Source organism: Maritimibacter sp. 55A14 (assembly GCF_003122205.1).
Lineage (GTDB): Bacteria > Pseudomonadota > Alphaproteobacteria > Rhodobacterales > Rhodobacteraceae > QEYE01.
Genome location: NZ_QEYE01000012.1, coordinates 67,476 through 89,040, shown reverse-complemented (window position 1 = coordinate 89,040; position 21,565 = coordinate 67,476). Strand labels below are relative to the sequence as shown.

Annotated in this window: 21 protein-coding genes; 12 read left to right on the top strand and 9 right to left on the bottom strand. The window is 65.3% G+C overall.

Annotated features, from left to right (window positions below; translation table 11 throughout):
* Window positions 1–2,031, top strand: a complete 2,031-nt coding sequence (locus tag DDZ14_RS11905) for a peptidoglycan -binding protein (protein WP_109425205.1) — start codon at window positions 1–3, stop codon at window positions 2,029–2,031.
* A gap of 107 nt (window positions 2,032–2,138) precedes the next feature.
* Here DDZ14_RS11905 and clpA read toward each other — a convergent pair whose 3' ends face one another.
* On the bottom strand, window positions 2,139–4,469 hold the full coding sequence (gene clpA, locus DDZ14_RS11900; protein WP_109425204.1) for an ATP-dependent Clp protease ATP-binding subunit ClpA: 2,331 nt from the start codon (window positions 4,467–4,469) through the stop codon (window positions 2,139–2,141).
* Between the two features lie 170 nt (window positions 4,470–4,639).
* Window positions 4,640–5,407 carry a hydroxyacylglutathione hydrolase gene (gene gloB / locus DDZ14_RS11895; RefSeq protein WP_109425203.1) on the bottom strand — a complete coding sequence of 256 codons (768 nt, stop codon included), beginning with the start codon at window positions 5,405–5,407 and terminating at the stop codon, window positions 4,640–4,642.
* Between the two features lie 63 nt (window positions 5,408–5,470).
* On the opposite strand from gloB, the gene DDZ14_RS11890 reads away from it, so the two are divergent.
* From DDZ14_RS11890 to DDZ14_RS11860, 7 genes are all read left to right on the top strand, one after another.
* Complete coding sequence (locus DDZ14_RS11890; RefSeq protein ID WP_109425202.1) at window positions 5,471–6,232, top strand: methyltransferase domain-containing protein; 762 nt, start codon at window positions 5,471–5,473, stop codon at window positions 6,230–6,232.
* A 285-nt stretch (window positions 6,233–6,517) separates the two neighbouring features.
* Window positions 6,518–7,078 (top strand): F0F1 ATP synthase subunit delta, encoded by a 561-nt coding sequence (locus DDZ14_RS11885; RefSeq protein WP_109425258.1) that lies wholly within the window; start codon window positions 6,518–6,520, stop codon window positions 7,076–7,078.
* Window positions 7,079–8,617: a F0F1 ATP synthase subunit alpha gene (atpA, locus tag DDZ14_RS11880; protein WP_109425201.1), complete on the top strand. Its 1,539-nt coding sequence runs from the start codon at window positions 7,079–7,081 to the stop codon at window positions 8,615–8,617. It begins immediately after the preceding gene.
* 26 nt (window positions 8,618–8,643) lie between these two features.
* On the top strand, window positions 8,644–9,513 hold the full coding sequence (locus DDZ14_RS11875; RefSeq protein ID WP_109425200.1) for a F0F1 ATP synthase subunit gamma: 870 nt from the start codon (window positions 8,644–8,646) through the stop codon (window positions 9,511–9,513).
* Window positions 9,514–9,531: 18 nt separating this feature from the next.
* Window positions 9,532–10,962 carry a F0F1 ATP synthase subunit beta gene (gene atpD / locus DDZ14_RS11870; protein WP_109425199.1) on the top strand — a complete coding sequence of 477 codons (1,431 nt, stop codon included), beginning with the start codon at window positions 9,532–9,534 and terminating at the stop codon, window positions 10,960–10,962.
* Window positions 10,963–10,980: 18 nt separating this feature from the next.
* Window positions 10,981–11,379, top strand: a complete 399-nt coding sequence (locus tag DDZ14_RS11865) for a F0F1 ATP synthase subunit epsilon (RefSeq protein WP_109425198.1) — start codon at window positions 10,981–10,983, stop codon at window positions 11,377–11,379.
* Window positions 11,380–11,512: 133 nt separating this feature from the next.
* A complete protein-coding gene (locus DDZ14_RS11860; RefSeq protein WP_109425197.1) occupies window positions 11,513–11,863 on the top strand; it encodes an H-type lectin domain-containing protein in 351 nt (116 codons plus the stop codon).
* Window positions 11,864–11,879: 16 nt separating this feature from the next.
* Here DDZ14_RS11860 and DDZ14_RS11855 read toward each other — a convergent pair whose 3' ends face one another.
* Window positions 11,880–12,911 carry a ribose-phosphate pyrophosphokinase gene (locus DDZ14_RS11855; protein ID WP_109425196.1) on the bottom strand — a complete coding sequence of 344 codons (1,032 nt, stop codon included), beginning with the start codon at window positions 12,909–12,911 and terminating at the stop codon, window positions 11,880–11,882.
* A 139-nt stretch (window positions 12,912–13,050) separates the two neighbouring features.
* Between DDZ14_RS11855 and DDZ14_RS11850 the strand changes: the two genes are divergently transcribed.
* Window positions 13,051–13,647: a 2-hydroxychromene-2-carboxylate isomerase gene (locus DDZ14_RS11850; protein ID WP_199221336.1), complete on the top strand. Its 597-nt coding sequence runs from the start codon at window positions 13,051–13,053 to the stop codon at window positions 13,645–13,647.
* A gap of 25 nt (window positions 13,648–13,672) precedes the next feature.
* On the opposite strand, the gene DDZ14_RS11845 is transcribed toward DDZ14_RS11850, so the two are convergent.
* Genes DDZ14_RS11845 through DDZ14_RS11835 form a run of 3 tightly spaced genes read right to left on the bottom strand, consistent with a single transcriptional unit; the run spans window position 13,673 to window position 16,126 of the window.
* Entirely contained in the window at window positions 13,673–14,725 is a 1,053-nt protein-coding gene (locus DDZ14_RS11845) for a low specificity L-threonine aldolase (protein ID WP_109425194.1), read from the bottom strand.
* A 2-nt stretch (window positions 14,726–14,727) separates the two neighbouring features.
* On the bottom strand, window positions 14,728–15,192 hold the full coding sequence (locus DDZ14_RS11840; RefSeq protein WP_109425193.1) for a YcgN family cysteine cluster protein: 465 nt from the start codon (window positions 15,190–15,192) through the stop codon (window positions 14,728–14,730).
* Complete coding sequence (locus DDZ14_RS11835) at window positions 15,185–16,126, bottom strand: bifunctional riboflavin kinase/FAD synthetase (protein WP_109425192.1); 942 nt, start codon at window positions 16,124–16,126, stop codon at window positions 15,185–15,187. The genes DDZ14_RS11840 and DDZ14_RS11835 overlap by 8 nt, the downstream gene beginning before the upstream one ends.
* Before the next feature lie 208 nt (window positions 16,127–16,334).
* Here DDZ14_RS11835 and DDZ14_RS11830 point away from each other — a divergent pair, with 208 nt between their 5' ends.
* Window positions 16,335–16,796 carry a YHS domain-containing (seleno)protein gene (locus DDZ14_RS11830; RefSeq protein ID WP_109425191.1) on the top strand — a complete coding sequence of 154 codons (462 nt, stop codon included), beginning with the start codon at window positions 16,335–16,337 and terminating at the stop codon, window positions 16,794–16,796.
* Between the two features lie 2 nt (window positions 16,797–16,798).
* On the opposite strand, the gene DDZ14_RS11825 is transcribed toward DDZ14_RS11830, so the two are convergent.
* The 3 genes from DDZ14_RS11825 to DDZ14_RS11815 all read right to left on the bottom strand — a co-directional run bounded on the left by DDZ14_RS11825 (window position 16,799) and on the right by DDZ14_RS11815 (window position 19,253).
* On the bottom strand, window positions 16,799–17,242 hold the full coding sequence (locus tag DDZ14_RS11825; protein ID WP_109425190.1) for a MaoC family dehydratase: 444 nt from the start codon (window positions 17,240–17,242) through the stop codon (window positions 16,799–16,801).
* Window positions 17,243–17,380: 138 nt separating this feature from the next.
* Window positions 17,381–18,265 (bottom strand): TIGR01459 family HAD-type hydrolase, encoded by an 885-nt coding sequence (locus DDZ14_RS11820; protein ID WP_109425257.1) that lies wholly within the window; start codon window positions 18,263–18,265, stop codon window positions 17,381–17,383.
* Window positions 18,266–18,335: 70 nt separating this feature from the next.
* Window positions 18,336–19,253: a manganese-dependent inorganic pyrophosphatase gene (locus tag DDZ14_RS11815; RefSeq protein ID WP_109425189.1), complete on the bottom strand. Its 918-nt coding sequence runs from the start codon at window positions 19,251–19,253 to the stop codon at window positions 18,336–18,338.
* 266 nt (window positions 19,254–19,519) lie between these two features.
* Between DDZ14_RS11815 and DDZ14_RS11810 the strand changes: the two genes are divergently transcribed.
* Together DDZ14_RS11810 and groL are read left to right on the top strand one after the other, a co-directional pair.
* Window positions 19,520–19,807: a co-chaperone GroES gene (locus DDZ14_RS11810; RefSeq protein ID WP_109425188.1), complete on the top strand. Its 288-nt coding sequence runs from the start codon at window positions 19,520–19,522 to the stop codon at window positions 19,805–19,807.
* A gap of 48 nt (window positions 19,808–19,855) precedes the next feature.
* Window positions 19,856–21,499 carry a chaperonin GroEL gene (gene groL / locus DDZ14_RS11805; protein WP_109425187.1) on the top strand — a complete coding sequence of 548 codons (1,644 nt, stop codon included), beginning with the start codon at window positions 19,856–19,858 and terminating at the stop codon, window positions 21,497–21,499.
* The last annotated feature ends 66 nt before the right edge of the window (window positions 21,500–21,565 follow it).

The window sequence follows — 21,565 nt, the reverse complement described above, 5'->3', positions numbered from 1 at the left end:
ATGGCGCTTTCCCGCCGGTCAGGCCAGCGCTTCAGCGCAAATATCTGGCCCGGCTTCGTGGATGCGATGACCGCGCTTCTGCTGGTGCTGATGTTCGTGCTGACGATCTTCATGATCGTGCAGTTCGTGCTCAGCGAAACGATCACCAATCAGGACACCGAACTGGACGCGCTGGGCGAGGAGGTGGCCAGCCTGGCGGCGGCGCTGGGCATGGCGCAGCAGCGCAGTTTCGAATTGGAGGAGGAGGTCGGCTCTCTCGACAAGGCCCTGGCGAGCGAGCGCGCCACGACCACCGCGCAGGCCAGCCTGATCGAAACGCTGCGCAGCGAGGCAATCTCCGCCCGCCAGCAGATCGAGGCGCAGGCCGAGGAAATCCAGGGCTATCGCGGTCAGGTCGCCAGCTTCGAGGAACAGGTCGCCTCGCTTCTGGCCGAGCAGCGGTCGCTGGAGGAAACGCAAAGCGCCAATGAGGCCGAGATCGCCCGTCTGGAAGGCGCGGTTTCGGAGGCCGAGGCCGAAGCCGCGCGCGCGATGTCGGCGCAGGAGAAGCTGGAACTGGCGCTGGCGCGGGCGCGCGACGAGGTCGACGCGCAGGCCGAAGCGGCCCGCCTGGCCGCCGCGCAGGCCGACGCGATGCAGGCGCTGGTGGATCGGCTGCGGACGGATGCCGCGCAAAAGGACGCCACGCTGGCACAGACTCTGGCGGCGCTTGAGGAGGCCGAGGGCAACGCCGAGGCCGCGCAGGCCCGCGCCGAGGCCGCTGGCGCGCGGACCGAAGAGTTGCAGGCGGAACTCTCGGAGGCCGAGCAGGCGCGGCTGGCCGAAGCCGCCGCCGCCGAGGCGCTGCGCGAGCGGCTCCAGGACACGCAGGCGGCGCTCACCGGGGAGGAGAAGAAGCGCCTGGCCGAGGCCGCCGCGGCGGAGGAATTGCGCCGCAAGCTCGCCAATTCCCGCGATGAGCTGACCGCGATGACCCTGGCGCTGGAGGAGCAGCGCCGCCGGGCGGAAGAAACGCTGACGCTTCTGGCTGCGGCGCGCGAAGCAGAAGAGGAACTTGGCCTCAAGCTCGCCCAGATCGAGCTGGACCGCGACGCGTTGGAACAGAAGCTGGCCGAGGCCCGCGCGGTTGACGAGACGCGCGCCGAGCTTTCGGAACGGCTTGAGGAGACGGAGGACAGCCGGGCCGAGCTGGAGCGTCAGGTTGCCGCCCTGATCGCCGCGCGCCGCGCCGCCGAGGGCAAGGCGTCGGAGGCATTGAGCAAGGCCGAGGAACGCGCGGCGCTTCTGGCCGAGGCCAACCGGAAGCTGCGGGAACAGGAGGCCGCGTCGGCGGAAAGCTTGCGCCGCATGGCCGTGCTCAACGAGCAGACGGCGGCGCTGCGCCGGCAGGTCGCCAGCCTGCAATCGCTGCTGGACGCCGCCGAGGCCAAGGATATCGAACAGGAGGTCCGCATCGAGGCGCTGGGCTCGCAGCTCAACTCCGCGCTGGCCCGCGTGGCGTCCGAGCAGCGCCGCCGCGCCGAGTTGGAAGAGGCCGAACGCAAGCGGCTGGAGGCGGAGAACAAGCAGCTCGAACGCTACCGCTCGGATTTCTTCGGGCAGTTGCGCGACCTGCTGGGCGAGCGCGAGGGGGTCCGGATCGTGGGCGACCGGTTCGTCTTCTCCTCCGAGGTACTGTTCGATCTCGGTTCGGCGGAGCTATCCCCGGATGGCCGAGCGGAGATCGCCAAGGTGGCGGGCGTGATCCGCGATGTGGCCGATCAGATCCCGGCGGAGCTTGACTGGATCATCCGGGTCGATGGCCATACCGACAGCCAGCCCATCGCGCCGGGCGCGCGCTATGCCGACAACTGGGAGCTCAGCCAGGCGCGGGCACTGTCGGTGGTGCGCTACATGCAGGACGCGCTGGGCATCCCACCCGAGCGGCTGGCCGCCACCGGCTTCGGGGAGTTCCAGCCGGTGAACACCGGGGACACGCCGCAGGCGCGGGCGCAGAACCGTCGGATCGAGCTGAAACTGACCGAACAATAGGCGCGGGTTCTCGCGGGGACGGGCAGCGCAAAAAAATCCTGCGCGCCGCTGGGCAGCGCGCAGGGTCTTTGGTCGCTCTGGCGGAGACGGAACGCGCCCCGCTCGGATCAGTCGGCGGTCAGCAGCGGCGGGCGGTCGCCCGAGATGCGCGGGTTGTCCGGCGACTGGATCTTCAGATCCAGCTTGCCGTCCTTGACGCCGATCCGCACCAGCCCGCCCTTGGCGAGCTTGCCGAAGAGCAGTTCCTCGGCCAGCGGTTTCTTGATCTCCTCCTGGATCACACGGGCCAGCGGCCGCGCGCCCATCCGGTCGTCATAGCCCTTGTCGGCCAGCCATTCCGCCGCCGGCTTGGTCAGTTCAAAGGACACATTGCGGTCGAGAAGCTGCGCTTCGAGTTGCAGCACGAATTTCTCCACCACCTGGAGGATGACCGCCTTGGACAGCGGCGCGAAGCTGATCACCGCGTCCAGCCGGTTGCGGAATTCCGGCGTGAAGGTGCGCTCGATCGCTTCCTTGTCCTCGCCCTCGCGCCGGTCGCGGCCGAAGCCTATCGCGGATTTCGCCAGTTCCATGGCGCCCGCGTTGGTGGTCATGATCAGGATCACGTTGCGGAAATCCACCGTGCGGCCGTTATGGTCGGTCAGCTTGCCGTGGTCCATCACCTGCAACAGGATGTTGTAGACATCCGGATGCGCCTTCTCGATCTCGTCGAGCAGCAGGACGCAATGCGGGTGCTGGTCGACCCCGTCGGTCAGCAGCCCGCCCTGGTCGAAGCCGACATAGCCCGGCGGCGCGCCGATCAGGCGCGAGACGGCGTGCTTCTCCATGTATTCGGACATGTCGAAGCGCAGCATCTCCACGCCCAGCGTGTCCGAAAGCTGCTTGGCCACCTCCGTCTTGCCGACGCCTGTGGGCCCGGCGAAGAGGTAGTTGCCGATCGGCTTCTCGGGTTCGCGCAGGCCCGCGCGGCTGAGCTTGATGGCCGAGGACAGCGCCTCGATCGCATTGTCCTGGCCGAAGACCACGCGTTTGAGGTTGCGCTCCAGGTCGCGCAGCACCTCGGCATCGTCCTTGGAGACGTTCTTGGGTGGGATGCGCGCGATCTTGGCGACCACGGCCTCGATCTCCTTCGGGCCGATGGTCTTGCGCCGCTTGGCGCCGACGAGCAGGTGCTGCGCCGCGCCGGCCTCGTCGATCACGTCGATGGCCTTGTCGGGCAGCTTGCGATCATGGATGTAGCGCGCCGACAGTTCCACCGCGGTTTTCAGCGCCTCCGCGGTGTAACGGATGTCGTGATGCCGCTCGAAATAGGGCTTAAGCCCCTTGAGGATCTTCACCGAGTCGTCCACCGACGGCTCGTTCACGTCGATCTTCTGGAACCGGCGGCTCAATGCGCGGTCCTTTTCGAAATGCTGGCGGAACTCCTTGTAAGTGGTGGAGCCCATGCAGCGCAGCTTGCCGCCCTGGAGCGCGGGTTTCAGCAGGTTGGAGGCGTCCATCGCCCCGCCCGAGGTCGCGCCCGCGCCGATTACCGTGTGGATCTCGTCGATGAAGAGGATCGCGTCCGGGTGATCCTCCAACTCGCTGACGACGGCTTTGAGCCGTTCCTCGAAATCGCCGCGATAGCGGGTGCCCGCCAGCAGCGCGCCCATGTCGAGCGAATAGATCGTCGAGCCCGACAGAACCTCCGGCGTTTCGCCCTGGACGATCTTGTAGGCCAGGCCCTCGGCGATGGCGGTCTTGCCCACGCCGGGATCGCCCACCAGCAGCGGGTTGTTCTTGCGGCGTCGGCAAAGCACCTGGATGCAGCGTTCCACTTCGTTCTCGCGGCCGATCAGCGGGTCCACGTCGCCCTTGCGCGACTTGGCGTTCAGATCGACGCAGTATTTCCCCAGCGCGGATTCTTTGTCGTCGGCCTCTGTCTCGACTTCGGCGGCCTGCGGTTCCTCCTCGAAATCGGCGGCGCCGGTGACCGAGCGCTGCTCGCCCTGGGTGGGATCCTTGGCGACGCCGTGGGCGATGAAATTCACCGCGTCGTAGCGCGTCATCTCCTGTTCCTGAAGGAAATAGGCGGCGTTCGACTCCCGCTCCGCGAAGATGGCGACCAGCACGTTGGCGCCGGTCACTTCCGTCCGCCCGGAGCTTTGCACATGGATCGCGGCGCGCTGGATGACGCGCTGGAAGGCCGCGGTTGGCACCGCCTCGGAGCCGTCGATATCGGTCACCAGTGTCGAAAGATCCTCGTCGATGAATGTCATGAGGGTCTGGCGTAAATCCTCGATATCGACGCCGCAGGCCTTCATGACCTTCGCAGCATCGGGTTCGTCGAGCAGCGACAGGAGCAGATGCTCCAGCGTCGCGAGTTCGTGGCGACGGGCATTGGCCTGGGCCAAAGCCGCATGGATCGCCTTTTCAAGTGTGTTCGAGAACGAGGGCACCCCTAGCGCTCCTTTCCTGCTTTGCACGACCGCGACGCCTTTGGCTGTCGCGCCCTACCTTGCCACCTCTCGTTTAAAGATCGGTTTTATCCGGGTGGCTTCAAGTGATCTCCCTTCACTTTACCTCACAGTACACCAGATGCGGACCGTTCAGGAAGGATAGTTTAGGGTCAGAATTCGTCTTTTCGACGCCGAATCTCGGCTAAAACTTCGGCATCGTCGGCATTTTCCATGCCCAGCCGGGCGCGAATCCCGGCATCGGCGGCCCGCAGAAACGGGTTCGTCTCCAATTCCTCGGACAGCTTCGAGGGAACCGTCGGCTGCCCCTTCGCGCGGGCCGCGGCGACCGCCGCTGCACGAGATTTAAGCGCCGGATTGTCGGGATCAATGGTTAGCGCGAATTTTGCGTTGGCGGCGGTGTATTCATGGCCCGAACAGACAATCGTGTCGCGCGGCAGCGCGGCCAGCTTCGACAGGCTGGCCCACATCATTGGTGCGTCGCCCTCGAAGAGCCGCCCGCAGCCCAGCGCCATCAGGCTGTCGGCGGTGAAGACATAGCCGCTTTCGGGGAAGTGGAACGCGATATGGCCGACCGTGTGGCCCGAGACATCCATCACCCGGCCGGATTCGCCGCCCAGCCCAACCGTGTCGCCCTCTTCCAGCGCACGGTCCAGCGGGGGCAGGCGGTGCGCATCGGCGCGGGCACCGAGCACGGCGGCGCCGGTCTCGGAGCGCAGTTCCTCCACGGCTCCGACATGGTCCATGTGGTGGTGCGTGATCAGTATCGTGTTCAGCGTCCAGCCCCGTTCCGCCAGTGCGGCGCGGATCGGCACGGCCTCGGGCGCGTCCACCAGCGCGGTCTCGCCGCTGGCACCGTCATGCAGCAGATAGGCATAGTTGTCCGAGAGGCAGGGAACGGTCACGAGTGTCATGGGCATGGAGATTTCCCTTTTCCGCGGTTAGGTTTGGGACCAGTCTTCCCCAACGGGCGGGGCGTTGCAATGCATCTGGACGTGCTGAACCTCAAGTCCTTCTATTACCGGACCCGGCTGGGACGGACCGCGCAGCGCGCGATCCGCGCCAAGCTGCTGGAACTCTGGCCCGAGGCGCAGGGCCAGTCGGTCGTGGGCTTCGGTTTCGCAGCGCCGCTGCTGCGTACCTACCTGACGGAGGCCCGCCGGGTGATCGGGCTGATGCCCGGACAGCAGGGGGTGATGGCATGGCCGGAAGGGCTGCCGAATACCTCGGTCCTGTGCGAGGATCACCGCTGGCCGCTGACCACCGGCATGGCCGACAAGCTGGTTATGCTGCACGGGCTGGAGACCTCGGAGACGCCGTCGGAACTGCTCGAGGAGGCATGGCGCGTGCTGGGCCCCGGCGGCCGCGCCGTCTTCATCGTGCCCAACCGCGCCGGGCTCTGGTCGCGGCGGGACCGCACGCCCTTCGGTTTCGGGCGGCCCTACAGTCTGGGTCAGCTCGAAACCCAGCTCATCAAGCACCGCTTCGAGCCCGAGCGCCACCGCGCCGCGCTCTACTCTCCGCCCTCGGGCACACCCTTCTGGCTGAGGACCGCGCCGATGCTCGAAGGTCTGGGCCGGCGGCTGCCGGCCTATCTGGCCGGTGGTGTCCTGCTCGTGGAGGCCAGCAAGCAGGTCTATGCGCCGCGCGCCTATGGCCGGCGGAAAAAGGCGCGCGGCCCGCTCGGCGTGCTGGAGGGGATCACCCGGCCCAAGCCCGAACCGGCCCGGCGCAACACGCAATGATATGCGACAGTATGCTGCAAGCGCGTTCGGTCCGCCGCGAAGGTCCCGGAAAACCCTTGGAATCCAGCCGTTTCGGATGGCGCCACGCGGCGTCCGCGTCCGGCAGCGTCCACAAAAGCACAACATGTGCGACTCTTTTGTTCCGCTAGGGCCGCTCTAAGCAGTTGCGAGGTTAAATTACCTTTGCTAGACCCCGCGGGACTTCGGGGCGCGGCGGCTCTGCGCCCTGTTTTGCTGCATGATTATCCGTGCCCTGCCCAGGGTACCTCAATTGGAAGGGTGGCTGTGTCCGAATCTGCTTCGATTTCAACCGGTATCGCCTCCAGATATGCGACGGCGCTGTTTGAGCTGGCTCTGGAAGACAAGAAACTGCCCGCGCTCGAATCCGACATCGCCGCCATCGCCGAAGCGATGGACAGCAGCGCCGACCTGCGGGACATGATCGCTTCCCCCGCCTACACGCGGGACGACAAGGCATCCGCGATCAAGGCGCTGGCCGGCAAGATGGAGATCGGCCCGCTGACCGCCAACACCCTGGCCCTGATGGCCGAGAAAGGCCGCCTCTTCGTGCTGCCGCAGCTCGTCTCGCAGGTGCGTGCCGCGATCGCCGCCCACAAGGGCGAGGTCACGGCGGAGGTCCGCTCCGCCAAACCGCTGACCAAGGCGCAGTCCGAGAAACTTGCCAAGACGCTCAAGAGCCGGGTCGGCAAGGATGTGAAGATCAATGCGACCGTCGATGAAAGCCTCATCGGCGGTCTTATCGTCCAAGTGGGCTCGAAAATGATCGACAGCTCGATCTCCTCGAAGCTGTCCAAACTGCAGAACGCAATGAAAGAGGTCGGATAAATGGGTATCCAAGCTGCTGAAATTTCGGCGATCCTCAAGGATCAGATCAAGAATTTTGGTCAGGACGTCGAAGTGGCCGAGGTCGGCCGGGTGCTGTCGGTCGGCGATGGTATTGCCCGTGTCCACGGCCTCGACAACGTGCAGGCCGGTGAAATGGTCGAGTTTCCCGGCGGTATCCGGGGCATGGCGCTGAACCTCGAGACCGACAATGTCGGTATCGTGATCTTCGGCTCCGACCGCGACATCAAGGAAGGCGATACCGTCAAGCGCACCAAGGCCATCGTGGACGTGCCGGTGGGGGACGAACTGCTCGGCCGCGTCGTGGACGGTCTGGGCAACCCGATCGACGGCAAGGGGCCGATCAAGACCAAGAACCGGTCGGTCGCGGACGTGAAGGCGCCGGGCATCATCCCGCGCAAATCGGTGCATGAGCCGATGGCCACCGGTCTGAAATCGGTGGACGCGATGATCCCGATCGGCCGCGGCCAGCGCGAGCTGATCATCGGCGACCGCCAGACCGGCAAGACCGCCGTGGCACTCGACACGGTGCTGAACCAGAAGTCCTATAACGACGCCGCAGGCGACGACGAGAGCAAGAAGCTCTACTGCGTGTACGTCGCCGTCGGCCAGAAGCGCTCCACCGTGGCGCAGCTTGTGAAGAAGCTCGAGGAAAGCGGTGCCATCGAGTATTCGATCATCGTGGCCGCGACCGCGTCGGACCCCGCGCCGATGCAGTTCCTGGCGCCCTATGCGGCGACCTCGATGGCCGAACATTTCCGCGACAACGGCCGGCACGCGCTGATCATCTATGACGACCTGTCCAAGCAGGCCGTCTCCTATCGCCAGATGTCGCTGCTGCTGCGCCGCCCGCCGGGCCGCGAAGCCTATCCGGGCGACGTGTTCTACCTGCACTCCCGCCTGCTGGAGCGTTCGGCCAAGCTCAACGAGGATAACGGCGCCGGCTCGCTGACCGCGCTGCCGATCATCGAAACCCAGGGCGGCGACGTGTCGGCCTTCATCCCGACCAACGTGATTTCGATCACCGACGGGCAGATCTTCCTGGAAACCGAACTCTTCTACCAGGGCATTCGCCCGGCCGTGAACACCGGCCTCAGCGTCAGCCGCGTCGGCTCCTCGGCTCAGACGGCGGCGATGAAATCGGTGGCCGGCCCGGTCAAGCTGGAGCTTGCGCAATATCGCGAAATGGCGGCCTTCGCGCAGTTCGGCTCCGACCTCGACGCGGCGACGCAGAAGCTGCTGAACCGCGGTGCGCGCCTGACCGAGCTGATGAAGCAGCCGCAATACTCGCCGCTGACCAATGCCGAGATCGTCTGCGTCATCTACGCCGGTACGCATGGCTATCTGGACAGCGTCGCGGTCAGGGACGTGGTGCGTTTCGAGCAGGGGCTCCTCAAGCACCTGCGCTCCAACAACCAGGACCTTCTGGAGGATATCACCAATAACGACCGCAAGGTCGCCGGGGATCTGGAAGAGAAGATCAAAGCCGCGCTGGACGCATACGCGAAAGACTTCGCTTGACCCCGACCTCAGGAAGGATTGGATGAATGCCAAACCTTAAGGATCTGAAGACGCGGATCGACAGCGTGAGGTCGACCCGCAAGATCACCAAGGCCATGCAGATGGTCGCGGCGGCCAAGCTCCGCCGCGCCCAGGATGCGGCCGAGGCCGCGCGGCCCTATGCGGAACGCATGAACGGCGTGATGAGCGGCCTGGCCAGTGCCTTCGCAGGCGCCGATGCCGGTCCGAAACTGCTGGCCGGCACCGGCTCCGACCAGACGCAACTGCTGATCGTGATGACCGCCGAGCGCGGGCTTTGCGGCGGCTTCAACTCCTCCATCGTGCGTCTGGCGCGCGCCCGGATCGAGAAGCTGCGCGGCCAGGGCAAGACGGTCAAGATCCTGACCGTCGGCAAGAAGGGGCGCGAGCAGCTCAAGCGGGAGCATGGCGATCTTTTCGTCGGCCATGTGGACCTGAGCGAGGTCAAGCGCCTGGGCTACGCCAATGCGCAGGACATCGCCCGGGACGTGCTGGCGCGTTTCGACGCGGGCGAGTTCGACGTGGCGACGATCTTCTACAACACGTTCGAGTCGGTGATCAGCCAGATCCCGACCGAACAGCAGATCATCCCCGCCGTTATCGACGAGGAAAACGCCGACACGACGCTCTACGACTACGAGCCCGACGAGGGCGAGATCCTTCGCGAGCTGCTGCCCAAGGGCGTGACGACGCAGATTTTCGCGGCCTTGCTGGAGAATGCCGCCTCCGAACAAGGGGCCCGGATGAGCGCGATGGACAACGCCACGCGCAACGCCGGCGAGATGATCGAAAAGCTGACGATCCAGTACAACCGGACGCGTCAGGCGGTCATCACCAACGAGCTTATCGAGATTATTTCGGGCGCCGAGGCGCTCTAGAGGAACCGGAGAAACGACATGGCAAAAGCGAAAGCAACCGGCAAGGTCACCCAGGTGATCGGCGCCGTCGTGGACGTGCAGTTCGAGGGCGATCTGCCCGCGATCCTGAACGCGCTGGAAACCGACAACCACGGCAAGCGTCTGGTCCTCGAGGTCGCCCAGCACCTCGGCGAGTCGACGGTGCGCACCATCGCGATGGATGCCACCGAGGGTCTGGTGCGCGGCCAGGACGTGACCGACACCAAGGGACCGATCACCATGCCGGTGGGCGACGCCACGCTGGGCCGCATCCTCAACGTCGTGGGCGAGCCGGTGGACGAGAAGGGCCCGGTCGAGACCGATGAACGCCGTCCGATCCACCAGCCGGCCCCGGACTTCGAGTCGCAGTCCACCGAATCCGAAATCCTGGTGACCGGCATCAAGGTCGTTGACCTGCTCGCCCCCTACGCCAAGGGCGGCAAGATCGGCCTGTTCGGGGGCGCCGGCGTGGGCAAGACGGTTCTCATCATGGAACTGATCAACAACATCGCCAAGGTGCACTCGGGCTACTCGGTCTTCGCCGGTGTGGGCGAGCGGACCCGCGAGGGCAACGACCTCTATCACGAGATGATCGAATCGGGCGTCATCAACCCCGACGATCTGACCAAGAGCCAGGTGGCGCTCTGCTACGGCCAGATGAACGAGCCTCCGGGAGCGCGCGCCCGCGTCGCGCTTTCAGGCCTGACGCTTGCCGAGCAGTTCCGCGACCAGTCGGGGACGGACGTGCTCTTCTTCGTGGACAACATCTTCCGCTTCACCCAGGCGGGCTCCGAGGTGTCGGCGCTTCTGGGCCGCATCCCCTCGGCGGTGGGCTACCAGCCGACACTCGCGACCGACATGGGGGCGCTGCAGGAACGCATCACCTCGACCAAGGCGGGCTCGATCACCTCGGTGCAGGCCATCTACGTGCCCGCGGACGACCTGACCGACCCGGCGCCCGCGACCTCGTTTGCGCACCTCGACGCGACAACCGTTCTGTCGCGCGCCATCTCAGAGCTTGGCATCTATCCTGCGGTGGACCCGCTGGACAGCACCTCGCGCCTGATGGACCCGGCGGTCGTGGGCGAAGAGCATTATCAGGTGGCCCGCGACGTGCAGGGCGTGCTGCAGCGCTACAAGTCGTTGCAGGACATCATCGCCATCCTCGGCATGGACGAGTTGAGCGAAGAGGACAAGCTGACCGTGTCGCGCGCCCGCAAGATCCAGCGCTTCCTGTCGCAGCCCTTCGACGTGGCCAAGGTCTTCACAGGCTCCGACGGGGTCCAGGTGCCGCTCGAGAAGACAATCGCCTCGTTCAAGGCCGTGGTCGCAGGCGAGTACGACCACCTGCCCGAAGGCGCCTTCTACATGGTCGGCGATATCGACGACGTGGTGGCCAAGGCCGAGAAAATGGCCGCCGACGCGGCCTGATAACCAGCGGAGGGCCAAATGGCCGACATGATGCAGTTCGATCTCGTCTCGCCCGAAAAGCGGCTGGCCTCGTTCGAGGCCAGCGCGGTGACGGTGCCGGGTTCCGAGGGCGACATGACCGCGATGCCCGGCCACATGCCGGTGCTGACCACGCTGCGGCCGGGACTGGTTCGCGTGACCTCCGACAAGGGGCAGACGGATTATGTCGTCACCCACGGCTTCGTTGAAGTGACCGCGACCTCGGTCTCGGTGATCGCCGAAAAGGCGTTCACCCGCGAGGGCGTCTCTAAGGAGGAGCTCAACGCGGTTCTCGAAGCCGCACGGGAAGAGGCCGCGAAGGCCAAGCCGGAAGACAATATCGACCGCACCGAGAAGTTCATCGGCGAAATGGTGCATCTCATCGACATGATGGATTGACCGTCTGCGCGCCGGACAAGCCGCAATTCTGGAATGGCTCCGAAGACAATTCGGGGCCATTTTCCGTTTTTGTTGCGCAATCTCGCCGCTTTTTCGTGGCTGATTGGGTTCAGATACGGGACTGGATAGACGCATGCAGCGTTTGAGGCATCATCTGATCGGACTGGACCGGGGTTCGTCGATCCTGTTCTCGGATTATGAGCATGACGGGCCGATGTGGACCGGCACCGGCCCGCGTGAGCTTCGCACCCCAATCCGCTTCAGCGGCCGGTTCCGCGCGCCGCCGGTGGTCTATGTCTCCATCGACATGTGGGATTTCGACCGCGGCACGAACCAGCGCGGCGACATCCAGGCCGAATCCGTCACCTGCGAGGGGTTCGAGCTGGTCTTCCGGACCTGGGGTGACACCCGCATCGCGCGCATCCGCGCCGCCTGGCAGGCGCTGGGCGAGGTCGCCGGCGAGGACGACTGGGATCTCTACTGAACCGGGCTGCGGGCGCTCAGGTCTTGGCGTAATCCTTGGGATAGAGCCCTTCGTAGATCGGATCGAGCGTTTCGGTCTCGAAGAGCGACGAGACGGAACTGCCTTGCGCGATGTTCATGATCGCCTGAGCGAAGATCGGCGCGGTCTGCACGATGCGGATGTTCTTGGCCTTTTTTACCGCTTCGGTGGGCTCGATCGTGTCAGTGATGACCAGGCTCTTCATCTTGGACTTGGTGATGCGCTCCACCGCGGGGCCCGACAGCACGCCGTGGGTGATGTAGGAATGCACCTCCTTGGCGCCCGTGTCGACCAGCAGTTCGGCCGCCTTGCAGAGCGTGCCGGCCGTGTCGCAGATGTCGTCCACGATGATGCAGGTCTGTCCCTCGACCTCGCCGATCACGGTCATCTCGGCCACTTCGCCGGGCTTCGAGCGGCGCTTGTCCACGATGGCCAGCCCGCAGCCGATCCGCTGCGCCAGCTCGCGCGCCCGCGCCACGCCGCCCACATCGGGCGAGACCACCGTGATGCCTTCCTTTCGGCCTCGGAACTGGTGTTCGACATCCAGCGCGAAAATGGGCGAGGCATAGAGGTTGTCCACAGGTGCATCGAAGAAGCCCTGGATCTGCGCGGCGTGCAGGTCCATCGTCAGCACCCGCTCGATCCCCGCCTCGGTCAGCATATTCGCCACCAGCTTGGCGGTGATCGGCGTGCGCGCCTTGGTGCGCCGGTCCTGGCGGGCATAGCCGAAATAGGGGATCACCGCAGTGATGCGCGCCGCCGAGGAGCGGCGCAGCGCATCGGACATGATCAGCAATTCCATCAGGTTGTCATTGGCCGGGTTCGAGGTCGGCTGGATGATGAACATGTCCTCACCGCGGACATTCTCGAACACCTCGACGAAAATTTCCTGGTCGTTGAACCGTTCCACCCGTGCGTCCACCAGCTTGATGGACCTCCCGCGGTGCATCGTCATGCGCCGGGCGATCTGTTCGGCAAGCGGCCGGTTCGCATTGCCGGAAATCAGTTTCGGTTCGTCGTTGAGCGCCATGAAGGTGTCCCCAGGGTTCCGTTGATCAGGTAGTCTGACGGTTTCGTGACTGTTGTCTTCGCTTAGCATTGGAGTACCGTCTTGCAAAGACGGAAGGGGCATGCGCCCTTGCGTAAAACGCAGGAACGAGGAGGGGAACTTGGCCCATATCGACTATTTCTTCACGACGATATCGCCATTCAGCTATCTGGCCGGCACCGGGCTGGAGGATGTCGCCGGGAAACATGGCGCGACCGTCACCTACAAGCCGGTGGATCTGATGGCGCTTTTCGGGCGCACCGGTGGGGTGGCCCCCAAGGACCGGCACGAGGCGCGCCGCGCCTACCGGATGCAGGAGATGCGCCGTCAGGCCGCCAAGCTGTCGATGCCGATCAATCTGCAACCGGCGCACTGGCCCACCAATCCCGCGCCGTCGGCCTATGCGATCATCGCCGCGCAGGACGCCGGCGGCGGCGATCTGGGCGGGCTGGTCCACGGACTCCTGCGTGCCTGCTGGGCCGAGGAAAAGGACGTGGCCGACGATGGCGTGATCCGCGAGGCGCTGGCCGCGGCGGGTTTCGACCCAAATCTTGCCGATAGCGGTCTGCTGAGCGGCGCGGAAACCTATGCCGCCAACCTGGAGGAGGCCGTGAAGCGCAACGTCTTCGGCGCGCCGAGCTATGTCGTGGGCGAGGAGGTCTTCTGGGGGCAGGACCGGTTGGAGGATCTGGATCTGCATCTCGCCGGCCGAATCTGATGCCGCTCGACGATCGCGGCCTTTCTCAGCCGTTGAGCAGATCGAGGAAGCGGTCGATCCGGGCCTCGTCCATAGACCAGTCGCAGACCAGCCGGGCGGCCAGCCTCTCGCCGCCCGGTCCGTCGGGGCGCTGGCTGGGTGGCCACATCAGGTAGCTCGCCCCGGCGTCCCGCGCGCGGCGGTGCCCGGCGCGGGGCCATGCAGCGAAGACCATGTTCCCCTCCGCGGGCGCGATCAGTTCGGCGTCCGGTAGCGCCGCCAGCCCGCGTGCGAGGCGCCCTGCCACCGCATTCGCGCGGAGCGCCAGGTCGCGCCAGAGACCGCCTTCCAGATAGGCCGCCATCTGGGCTGCGAGGTAGCGGTGCTTGGAGAAGAGATGCCCTGCGCGCTTGCGCCGCAATTCGAACTCCCAGCCCTGCGCGGGATCGAAGAAGATCACCGCCTCCACCCCCAGGCAGCCGTTCTTGGTACCGCCGAAGCTGACCGCGTCCACACCCGCCTTCCAGGTGATATCGGCCGGGTCGCACCCCAGCGCCGCGATGGCGTTGGCGATGCGCGCGCCATCCATGTAGACGGGCAGGCCATGCGCCCGCGCCAGGCCGGTCAGCGCGGCGATCTCGGCGGGCGTGTAAACAGTGCCCATCTCGGTCATCTGGGTCAGCGCGACCGGACCGCGCTGGGTGCCGTGCACCCCCATGATCCCGTTGGTCAGGATCGTCGCCTCCAGAGTTTCGGGCGTCATCTTGCCCGACGCGCCATCGACCAGCGCCAGCTTTGCCCCGGCGCTGAAGAACTCCGGCGCACCGCACTCGTCCTCCTCCAGATGCGAGGCGCGGTGGCAGAAGATCGACTGCCAGGGCTGGCAGAGCGTCGCCAGCGCCAGCGCGTTTGCCGCGGTGCCGGTCCCCACCAGGTAGACCGCCGCCTCCGGCGCTTCGAAAAGCGCGCGCAACCGCGCCGTGACACGCTCCATCGGCGCGTCGCCGCCGTAGGGCATGGCGCGGCCTGCATTGGCGTCGCGCAGGGAGGCGAGGATCGCATCCGGGACCGGCCCGGTATTGTCAGAGATGAAGTCCATCCTCAGAGGTCCTCCTCGATCACGTAATCCTCCAGATCGTCCTCATCGACCTCGAATTCCGGCACGACCCGTCCGCGCATGGAAATCCCCGCCTCGTGCACGCTCTCCGGATCGCCGGAGACGAGCGGATGCCATGCCGCCAGCGGCTTGCCCTCGTAGAGCCGACGATAAGCGCAGGTCGCGGGCATCCAATAGGCGATCTCGGCGATGTTCTGTGGGGTCAGCACCACGCAATCGGGGACGATCTGCTTGCGGATGTCGTATTGCCCGCAGCGGCAAGTTTCGCCGTCCAGCAACCGGCAGCCCACGCAGGTGAAGGCCACCTCCGCCGTCTCGGCATCCTCCAGCTTCAAAAGGCAGCACTTGCCGCAGCCGTCGCAGAGCGCTTCCCATTCCGCGTCGCGCAGGCGGGTCAGGGGGAAGCGCTCCCAGAAACGCGGCCGCAAGCCCGGCTTGCCGTCAGACATGGGGCGCCAGCAGGGCCCGCGCCCGTTCGCAGTCGGCATCCATCTGCGCCACCAGTGCGTCGAGGCTCTCGAATTTCATCTCGGGCCGCTGGTAGGCGACAAGCGCGACGGACAGCTCCTCGCCATAGAGATCGCCGGAAAAATCGAAGAGAAAGACTTCCAGGTTGGCGGCATTCTCGCCGAACATCGGTCGCACCCCGATCGACGCTGCGCCCTGGTAGTGGCCCGCATAGGGTCCGGTCAGAACATCGACGAGCACCGCGTAGACACCGAATTTCGGTGGATGCAGTTCGGCGATGGAGATGTTGGTCGTGGGATAGCCCAATTCGCGCCCGCGCTGATCGCCGCGGATCACCTGCCCGTCGATCCGGTGCCAGTGGCCCAGCATCCGCGCCGCGTCCTCGGGCCGGCCGTCGCTGAGCGCATTGCGGATGGAGGTGGAGGAAAACTCCCCCTTCTCGTCGGCCACGAGTTCGGCCACCGATACGCCGAAGCCCAGGCGCCGGCCCAGCGCGCCGAGCATCTCGGCATCGCCCTCACGGCCCTTGCCGAAGCGAAAATCGGCGCCGACGACCACATGGGTCAGCCCAAGCCCCCCGCAGATCACATCGCGCGCGAAGGCCTCCGCGCCGAGCGCCGACAGGGCGGCGTTGAAGTTCAGCTCGTAAAGCAGATCGACCCCCAGCTTTTCCAGCCGGTGGGCGCGCGCGGCCGCGTTCATCAGCCGGAAGGGCGGGCTCTCGGGTGCGAAATAGCGGCGCGGATGCGGCTCGAATGTCAGAACGCCCAGCGGGCAGCCTATCCGCCCGGCGGCCTGGCGCGCCAAGTCGATCACCACCTGATGGCCGCGATGCACGCCGTCGAAATTGCCGATCGCGACGGCGGCGCCGCGATCCTCGGCCTCGACATACTGATAGTCCCGAACAATCCGCATGCCCCCGCATAGCCTTGGCAAATACGGGGCGCAAGCCGTTGCTTGACCCGCGGTCGCGACGGCCGCATCCAACTGCATTGAAACATCCCTCACGCGGGTTTCAGGGAGTGCGACCTGCCGCGGGTCTTTACCTGCGGCGCGCACGGCCCAGATCAGGGCTGAGGCCGCACATGCCGTGCCGCACGGCAGACCAAAGGAATTCCGTCAGATGAACCGCCGCCAGCTTTTCGCAGCACTCGCCGCCGGACTGGCTTTCGTTCCGGTCGCCGCCACGCCCGCGGCGGCCGAGAAGGCCCGAATCTATACCGGCTTTCTGTCCAACGCCGCCGTGGGTGGATATGACCCGGTCGCCTATTTCCGCGAGGGCATGCCGGTGGAGGGCAAGGCCGCGCACAGCATGGAATGGATGGGTGCTGACTGGTATTTCGCCAGCGCCGAGAACCTGGACGCCTTCCGTGCGGCGCCTGAGAAATACGCTCCTCAATACGGCGGATATTGCGCCTATGGCGTGGCGCAGAACGCCGCCGTGAAGGGCGATCCGATGTACTGGACGATCCGCGACGGCAAGCTCTATCTGAACATCACCGAAGACGTGCAGCGCAAATGGGAGGCCGACATTCCCGGCTATATCCGCAAGGCGGAGGCGAACTGGCCGGGGGTTCTAAACTAGGGTCAGTCGAACTTGCGGCTGGGCGCCAGCACAACAGCCTCGCCCTTGAGAACCGGCTTGCCGTCGACCAGGCAGCGCGTGTCCATCGTCACCCACCGCTTGGACATGTCGATGGCAGTCACCTCCACCTCGGCGGTTACCGTGTCGCCGGGGCGCACGGGGGCCAGGAATTTGAGCGTCTGCCCCAGATAGACCGTGCCGTGGCCCGGAAGCTGCTCGCCGATCACGGCGGACACCAGCCCTGCGGTAAGCATGCCGTGGGCGATCCGGCCCTCGAAGATCGTGTCCTGCGCGTATGACTCGTCCAGATGCACCGGGTTGTGGTCGGTGGAGACCTCGGCAAACATCTCGATATCCTTGTCGGTCACCACCTTCTGAAGGTAGCGGGTCATTCCGATCTCGATATCCTCGATGCAGATCGTGCCGCGGGGCAGGTTGTCCAACATGATCGTCCTTCGGTCCTTCTGCGGCGCGTAATCCTTCGGCGCGCCATCGCATAGTCAGTAATAATAGACTGGGTGTACGCCCTGCCTTGTAATTTTATTACTTTGCAGCTGCAGAAAAATCAAGGCGTTTCTGTCGCGTCAGCGCAGGTGCCCGATCGCCGCGGTCGGGCTCAGCATCTCGCGTTGCAGCAGCGTGCGCAGCCGCTCCGGGTCGGGTTGCGCACCATCTTTGGCGGCAGTGTCCGTGTCCCCGGCGGCCAGTCCTCCGGTGATGAAGAGGCTGTCGATATCCTCGCCCATCGCGCCCTGGATGTCGGTATGAAGACCGTCGCCGATGGCCAGGATGCGCGAGACATGTACGTCGCGACCGAGTGCCGAGAGACGCCGCCGCGCCAGATCGTAGATCGGCGGATGCGGTTTGCCGAAATAGAGGCTCTCACCTCCCATCTCGCTATAGAGCCGCGCCAGCGCACCGGCGCACCATTCGCGCACCGTGCCGCGATCCACCTGGATGTCGGGATTGGCGCAGAGCAGTTTCAGCCCGCGATTCTTGGCGGCCAGGAATTGCGGCCGCATCCCGGCGGGGTCGGCGGCGGGGTCGAAGGGACCGGTGCAGACGATACCCTCGGCCTCGTCCAACTCCACCCGTTCGATTTCCACCGGATTTTCCAGCAGCGCAAGCGGCTCGAAAAAGCCGGAATCGCCCGGCTGGCCCACATGCCAGACCTTGCGGCCCACGAGACCGCGGAACATCGCGGCGCGGGCACTATCGCCGGAGGTGGCGATCGCGTCCCAGCAATCCTCGGGCACACCGATGCGGGCAAGCTGCCGCTCGACACTGGCGCGCGGGCGCGGGGAGTTGGTGACCAGCACCACCGTGCCGCCGCCGGCCCGGAACCGCCGCAATGCCGCGGTCGCGCCGGGAAAGGCCGTGAGCCCGTTATGCACGCAGCCCCAGAGATCGACATAGAGCGCGTCGTAGCGGTTCGAGATGTCGTCGAGGCGGTCGATGATCGTGGTCATGGATGCGGTTTCCAGAGTGAACAAGAAAAGGGGCGCCGCGCGCGCCCCTTTTCGCATATCCGGTTTCCACTCAGAGTGCGAGATTCGGAATGATCTGTTTCTTGCGGCTCACGACGCCCGGCAGTTTCACCATGTCGCCCTCGACCCTCGCGCCGAAGCTCTTCTCGGCCACCGTCTTCACCAGATCGTTGGGCACAAGCAGGGTCGATGCCTCTTCCAGGATGTCCACCACGAAGAGCAAGACCTGATCCACGCCGTCTTCCTGCGCCACGGATTTCATGCTTTCCATCAGGCTGTCCTTGCGGTCCAGCACGATGGCCGGCGCGGTCGTCTCCAGCACCGAGACGCGGAAGGCTTTGCCGCCGACCTCGTACTGCTTGCTGTCCATGCGCAGCAATTCGGCGTCCGAGAAGGCCGACACGTCGGATTTCGCCGCGAACATCTCGGCGGCGTAATCGGGGATCGAGAGGCCCAGTTCGTCCGCCAGGGTCTCGGCCAGCCGGCGGTCGGCCGGCGTCGTTGTGGGGGATCGGAATTCCAGCGTGTCGCTGAGGATGCAGGACAGCATCGCGCCACGGATCGCCTCGGGCATGCGCGCAGCGTCCTCGCCCATCATCTCGTGCATGATCGTCGCGGTGCAGGCGACCGGGCGCACGGTGATGTTGATCGGGCCCCTGGTCTTCAGCCCACCCTGAAGCAGGTGATGGTCGATAACCTCCAGCACGTTGGCGTCGTTGATGTGTTCGGGCAACTCGGCCACGTTGTTGGTGTCCACGATCACCACCTCGTCGCCCTCGGCCACATCCGCGATGATTTCGGGCTGCTCCAGGTTCCAGCGATCGAGCACGAATTTCGCCTCGGTGTTGGGCTCGCCCAGCAGCTTCGCCTCGGCAGAGGCGCCTTTGATCTCGCTCAGATACCAGGCCCAGATGATCGGCGAGCCGGTGGAATCGGTGTCGGGGGCCTTGTGGCCGAATACCTTGATCATGGATGTCGTTCCCGTGGTCAGTTTGGACTCGAATTTCGCCGCCCTTATAGGCAGGCCCGCGGGGGCATGTCACCCGGCTCCGAACAGGGCTGAGGCGATTTTACACGGGCGGTCGCGCGGGGGCGCGAAATTTAGGCGATTGCCCCGTTGACAGTATGTCGCGGTTTCCCTATTTCACATCCGTTAGCACTCAACGGCGGTGAGTGATAATCACGCCAGACTCGCCGCCGGAACACTGGAACCCTTGAACGAAGGAGCGTTCTAAGATGGCATTCACACCGCTGCACGACCGTGTACTGGTCCGCCGTGTCGAAGGTGAGGAAAAGACCGCAGGCGGTCTGATTATTCCCGAAAGCGCGAAAGAGAAACCCTCCGAGGGCGAGGTCATCGCCGTTGGCGCCGGGGTCCGCGATGACGATGGCGACCGCGTGAAGCCCGATGTCAAGACCGGCGACCGTGTGCTCTTTGGCAAATGGTCCGGCACCGAGGTGCAGATCGACGGCGAAGAGCTGCTGATCATGAAGGAAAGCGACATTCTCGGCATCATCGCCTGAGACGCGTCGCACCCCCAATAAAACTCAAGACAACCAGGAGCAAGCAACATGGCTGCTAAGGACGTCAAATTCGAAATCGATGCCCGTAACCGCATGCTGAAAGGCGTGAACATCCTCGCCGATGCGGTGAAGGTGACGCTGGGCCCGAAAGGCCGCAACGTGGTTATCGAAAAATCCTTCGGTGCACCGCGCATCACCAAAGACGGTGTGACCGTGGCGAAGGAAATCGAACTGGAAGAAAAGTTCGAGAACATGGGCGCGCAGATGGTGAAGGAAGTCGCCTCGCGCACCAATGACGAGGCCGGCGACGGCACCACCACCGCCACCGTGCTGGCGCAGGCCATCATCAAGGAAGGCCTGAAATCGGTCACCGCGGGCATGAACCCGATGGACCTCAAGCGTGGCATCGACCAGGCGGTCAGTCGCGTCGTGCAGAAGATCTCCGAAGCCGCGCGCCCGGTCAACGACAGCGCCGAGGTTGCGCAGGTCGGCACCATCTCCGCCAACGGCGAGACCGAGATCGGCCGCCAGATCGCCGACGCGATGCAGAAGGTCGGCAACGAGGGTGTGATCACCGTCGAGGAGAACAAGGGCCTCGACACCGAGACCGAAGTCGTCGAGGGCATGCAGTTCGACCGTGGCTACCTGTCGCCCTATTTTGTCACCAACTCCGACAAGATGATTGCCGAGCTGGAAGACTGCCTGGTGCTGCTGCACGAGAAGAAACTGTCGTCGCTGCAGGCGATGGTGCCGCTGCTCGAGCAGGTGATCCAGTCGCAGAAGCCGCTGCTGATCATCGCCGAGGACGTGGAAGGCGAGGCGCTGGCCACGCTTGTGGTCAACAAGCTGCGCGGCGGCCTGAAGATCGCCGCGGTCAAGGCTCCCGGCTTCGGCGACCGCCGCAAGGCCATGCTGCAGGACATCGCCGTTCTGACCGGCGGCCAGGTGATCTCCGAAGATCTTGGCATGAAGCTCGAATCGGTGACGATGGACATGCTCGGCTCTGCCAAGAAGATCGAGTTGACCAAGGACGAGACGACGATCGTCGACGGTGCCGGCGACAAGGCCGAGATCGAGGCCCGCGTCAACCAGATCCGCCAGCAGATCGAGGAGACCACCTCCGATTACGACCGTGAGAAGCTCCAGGAGCGTCTGGCCAAGCTCGCTGGCGGCGTCGCGGTGATCCGCGTCGGTGGTGCGACCGAAACCGAGGTGAAGGAGCGCAAGGACCGCGTCGATGACGCGCTCAACGCCACCCGCGCCGCGGTCCAGGAAGGCATCGTGGTTGGCGGCGGGGTCGCTCTGGTCCAGGCTGCCAAGGCGCTCGAGGGCATGAAGGGCGAGAACAACGACCAGACGGCCGGTATCGCCATCGTGCGCCGCGCGCTCGAAGCGCCGCTGCGCCAGATCGCCGAGAACGCGGGCGTGGACGGGTCGGTGGTTGCCGGCAAGATCCGCGAGAGCGAGGATCTGACCTACGGCTTCAACGCCCAGACCGAGGAATATGGCGACATGTTCAAGTTCGGCGTGATCGACCCGGCCAAGGTCGTGCGCACCGCGCTCGAGGATGCGGCCTCCATCGCCGGTCTGCTGATCACCACCGAGGCGATGATCGCCGACAAACCGGAGCCGAAAGGCCAGAACGCCGGCGGCGGCATGCCCGATATGGGCGGCATGGGCGGCATGATGTAAGCCTACCCAGCATCGGAAAACCGGGGAAGGGGGCCTGATCGGCCCCCTTTTCTCATTGCCGGACGG

What these genes read in the sequence shown, in the direction of transcription:
- gloB (WP_109425203.1), bottom strand. Translation starts at nt 5,407, where the DNA reads ATGCCCATGACACTCGTGACCGTTCCCTGCCTCTCGGACAACTATGCC.
- groL (WP_109425187.1), top strand. Translation starts at nt 19,856, where the DNA reads ATGGCTGCTAAGGACGTCAAATTCGAAATCGATGCCCGTAACCGCATG.
- DDZ14_RS11830 (WP_109425191.1), top strand. Translation starts at nt 16,335, where the DNA reads ATGAACCGCCGCCAGCTTTTCGCAGCACTCGCCGCCGGACTGGCTTTC.
- DDZ14_RS11840 (WP_109425193.1), bottom strand. Translation starts at nt 15,192, where the DNA reads ATGTCTGACGGCAAGCCGGGCTTGCGGCCGCGTTTCTGGGAGCGCTTC.
- atpA (WP_109425201.1), top strand. Translation starts at nt 7,079, where the DNA reads ATGGGTATCCAAGCTGCTGAAATTTCGGCGATCCTCAAGGATCAGATC.
- atpD (WP_109425199.1), top strand. Translation starts at nt 9,532, where the DNA reads ATGGCAAAAGCGAAAGCAACCGGCAAGGTCACCCAGGTGATCGGCGCC.
- DDZ14_RS11905 (WP_109425205.1), top strand. Translation starts at nt 1, where the DNA reads ATGGCGCTTTCCCGCCGGTCAGGCCAGCGCTTCAGCGCAAATATCTGG.
- DDZ14_RS11890 (WP_109425202.1), top strand. Translation starts at nt 5,471, where the DNA reads ATGCATCTGGACGTGCTGAACCTCAAGTCCTTCTATTACCGGACCCGG.
- DDZ14_RS11875 (WP_109425200.1), top strand. Translation starts at nt 8,644, where the DNA reads ATGCCAAACCTTAAGGATCTGAAGACGCGGATCGACAGCGTGAGGTCG.
- DDZ14_RS11855 (WP_109425196.1), bottom strand. Translation starts at nt 12,911, where the DNA reads ATGGCGCTCAACGACGAACCGAAACTGATTTCCGGCAATGCGAACCGG.
- DDZ14_RS11815 (WP_109425189.1), bottom strand. Translation starts at nt 19,253, where the DNA reads ATGATCAAGGTATTCGGCCACAAGGCCCCCGACACCGATTCCACCGGC.
- DDZ14_RS11835 (WP_109425192.1), bottom strand. Translation starts at nt 16,126, where the DNA reads ATGCGGATTGTTCGGGACTATCAGTATGTCGAGGCCGAGGATCGCGGC.
- DDZ14_RS11860 (WP_109425197.1), top strand. Translation starts at nt 11,513, where the DNA reads ATGCAGCGTTTGAGGCATCATCTGATCGGACTGGACCGGGGTTCGTCG.
- DDZ14_RS11810 (WP_109425188.1), top strand. Translation starts at nt 19,520, where the DNA reads ATGGCATTCACACCGCTGCACGACCGTGTACTGGTCCGCCGTGTCGAA.
- DDZ14_RS11865 (WP_109425198.1), top strand. Translation starts at nt 10,981, where the DNA reads ATGGCCGACATGATGCAGTTCGATCTCGTCTCGCCCGAAAAGCGGCTG.
- DDZ14_RS11825 (WP_109425190.1), bottom strand. Translation starts at nt 17,242, where the DNA reads ATGTTGGACAACCTGCCCCGCGGCACGATCTGCATCGAGGATATCGAG.
- DDZ14_RS11820 (WP_109425257.1), bottom strand. Translation starts at nt 18,265, where the DNA reads ATGACCACGATCATCGACCGCCTCGACGACATCTCGAACCGCTACGAC.
- DDZ14_RS11845 (WP_109425194.1), bottom strand. Translation starts at nt 14,725, where the DNA reads ATGGACTTCATCTCTGACAATACCGGGCCGGTCCCGGATGCGATCCTC.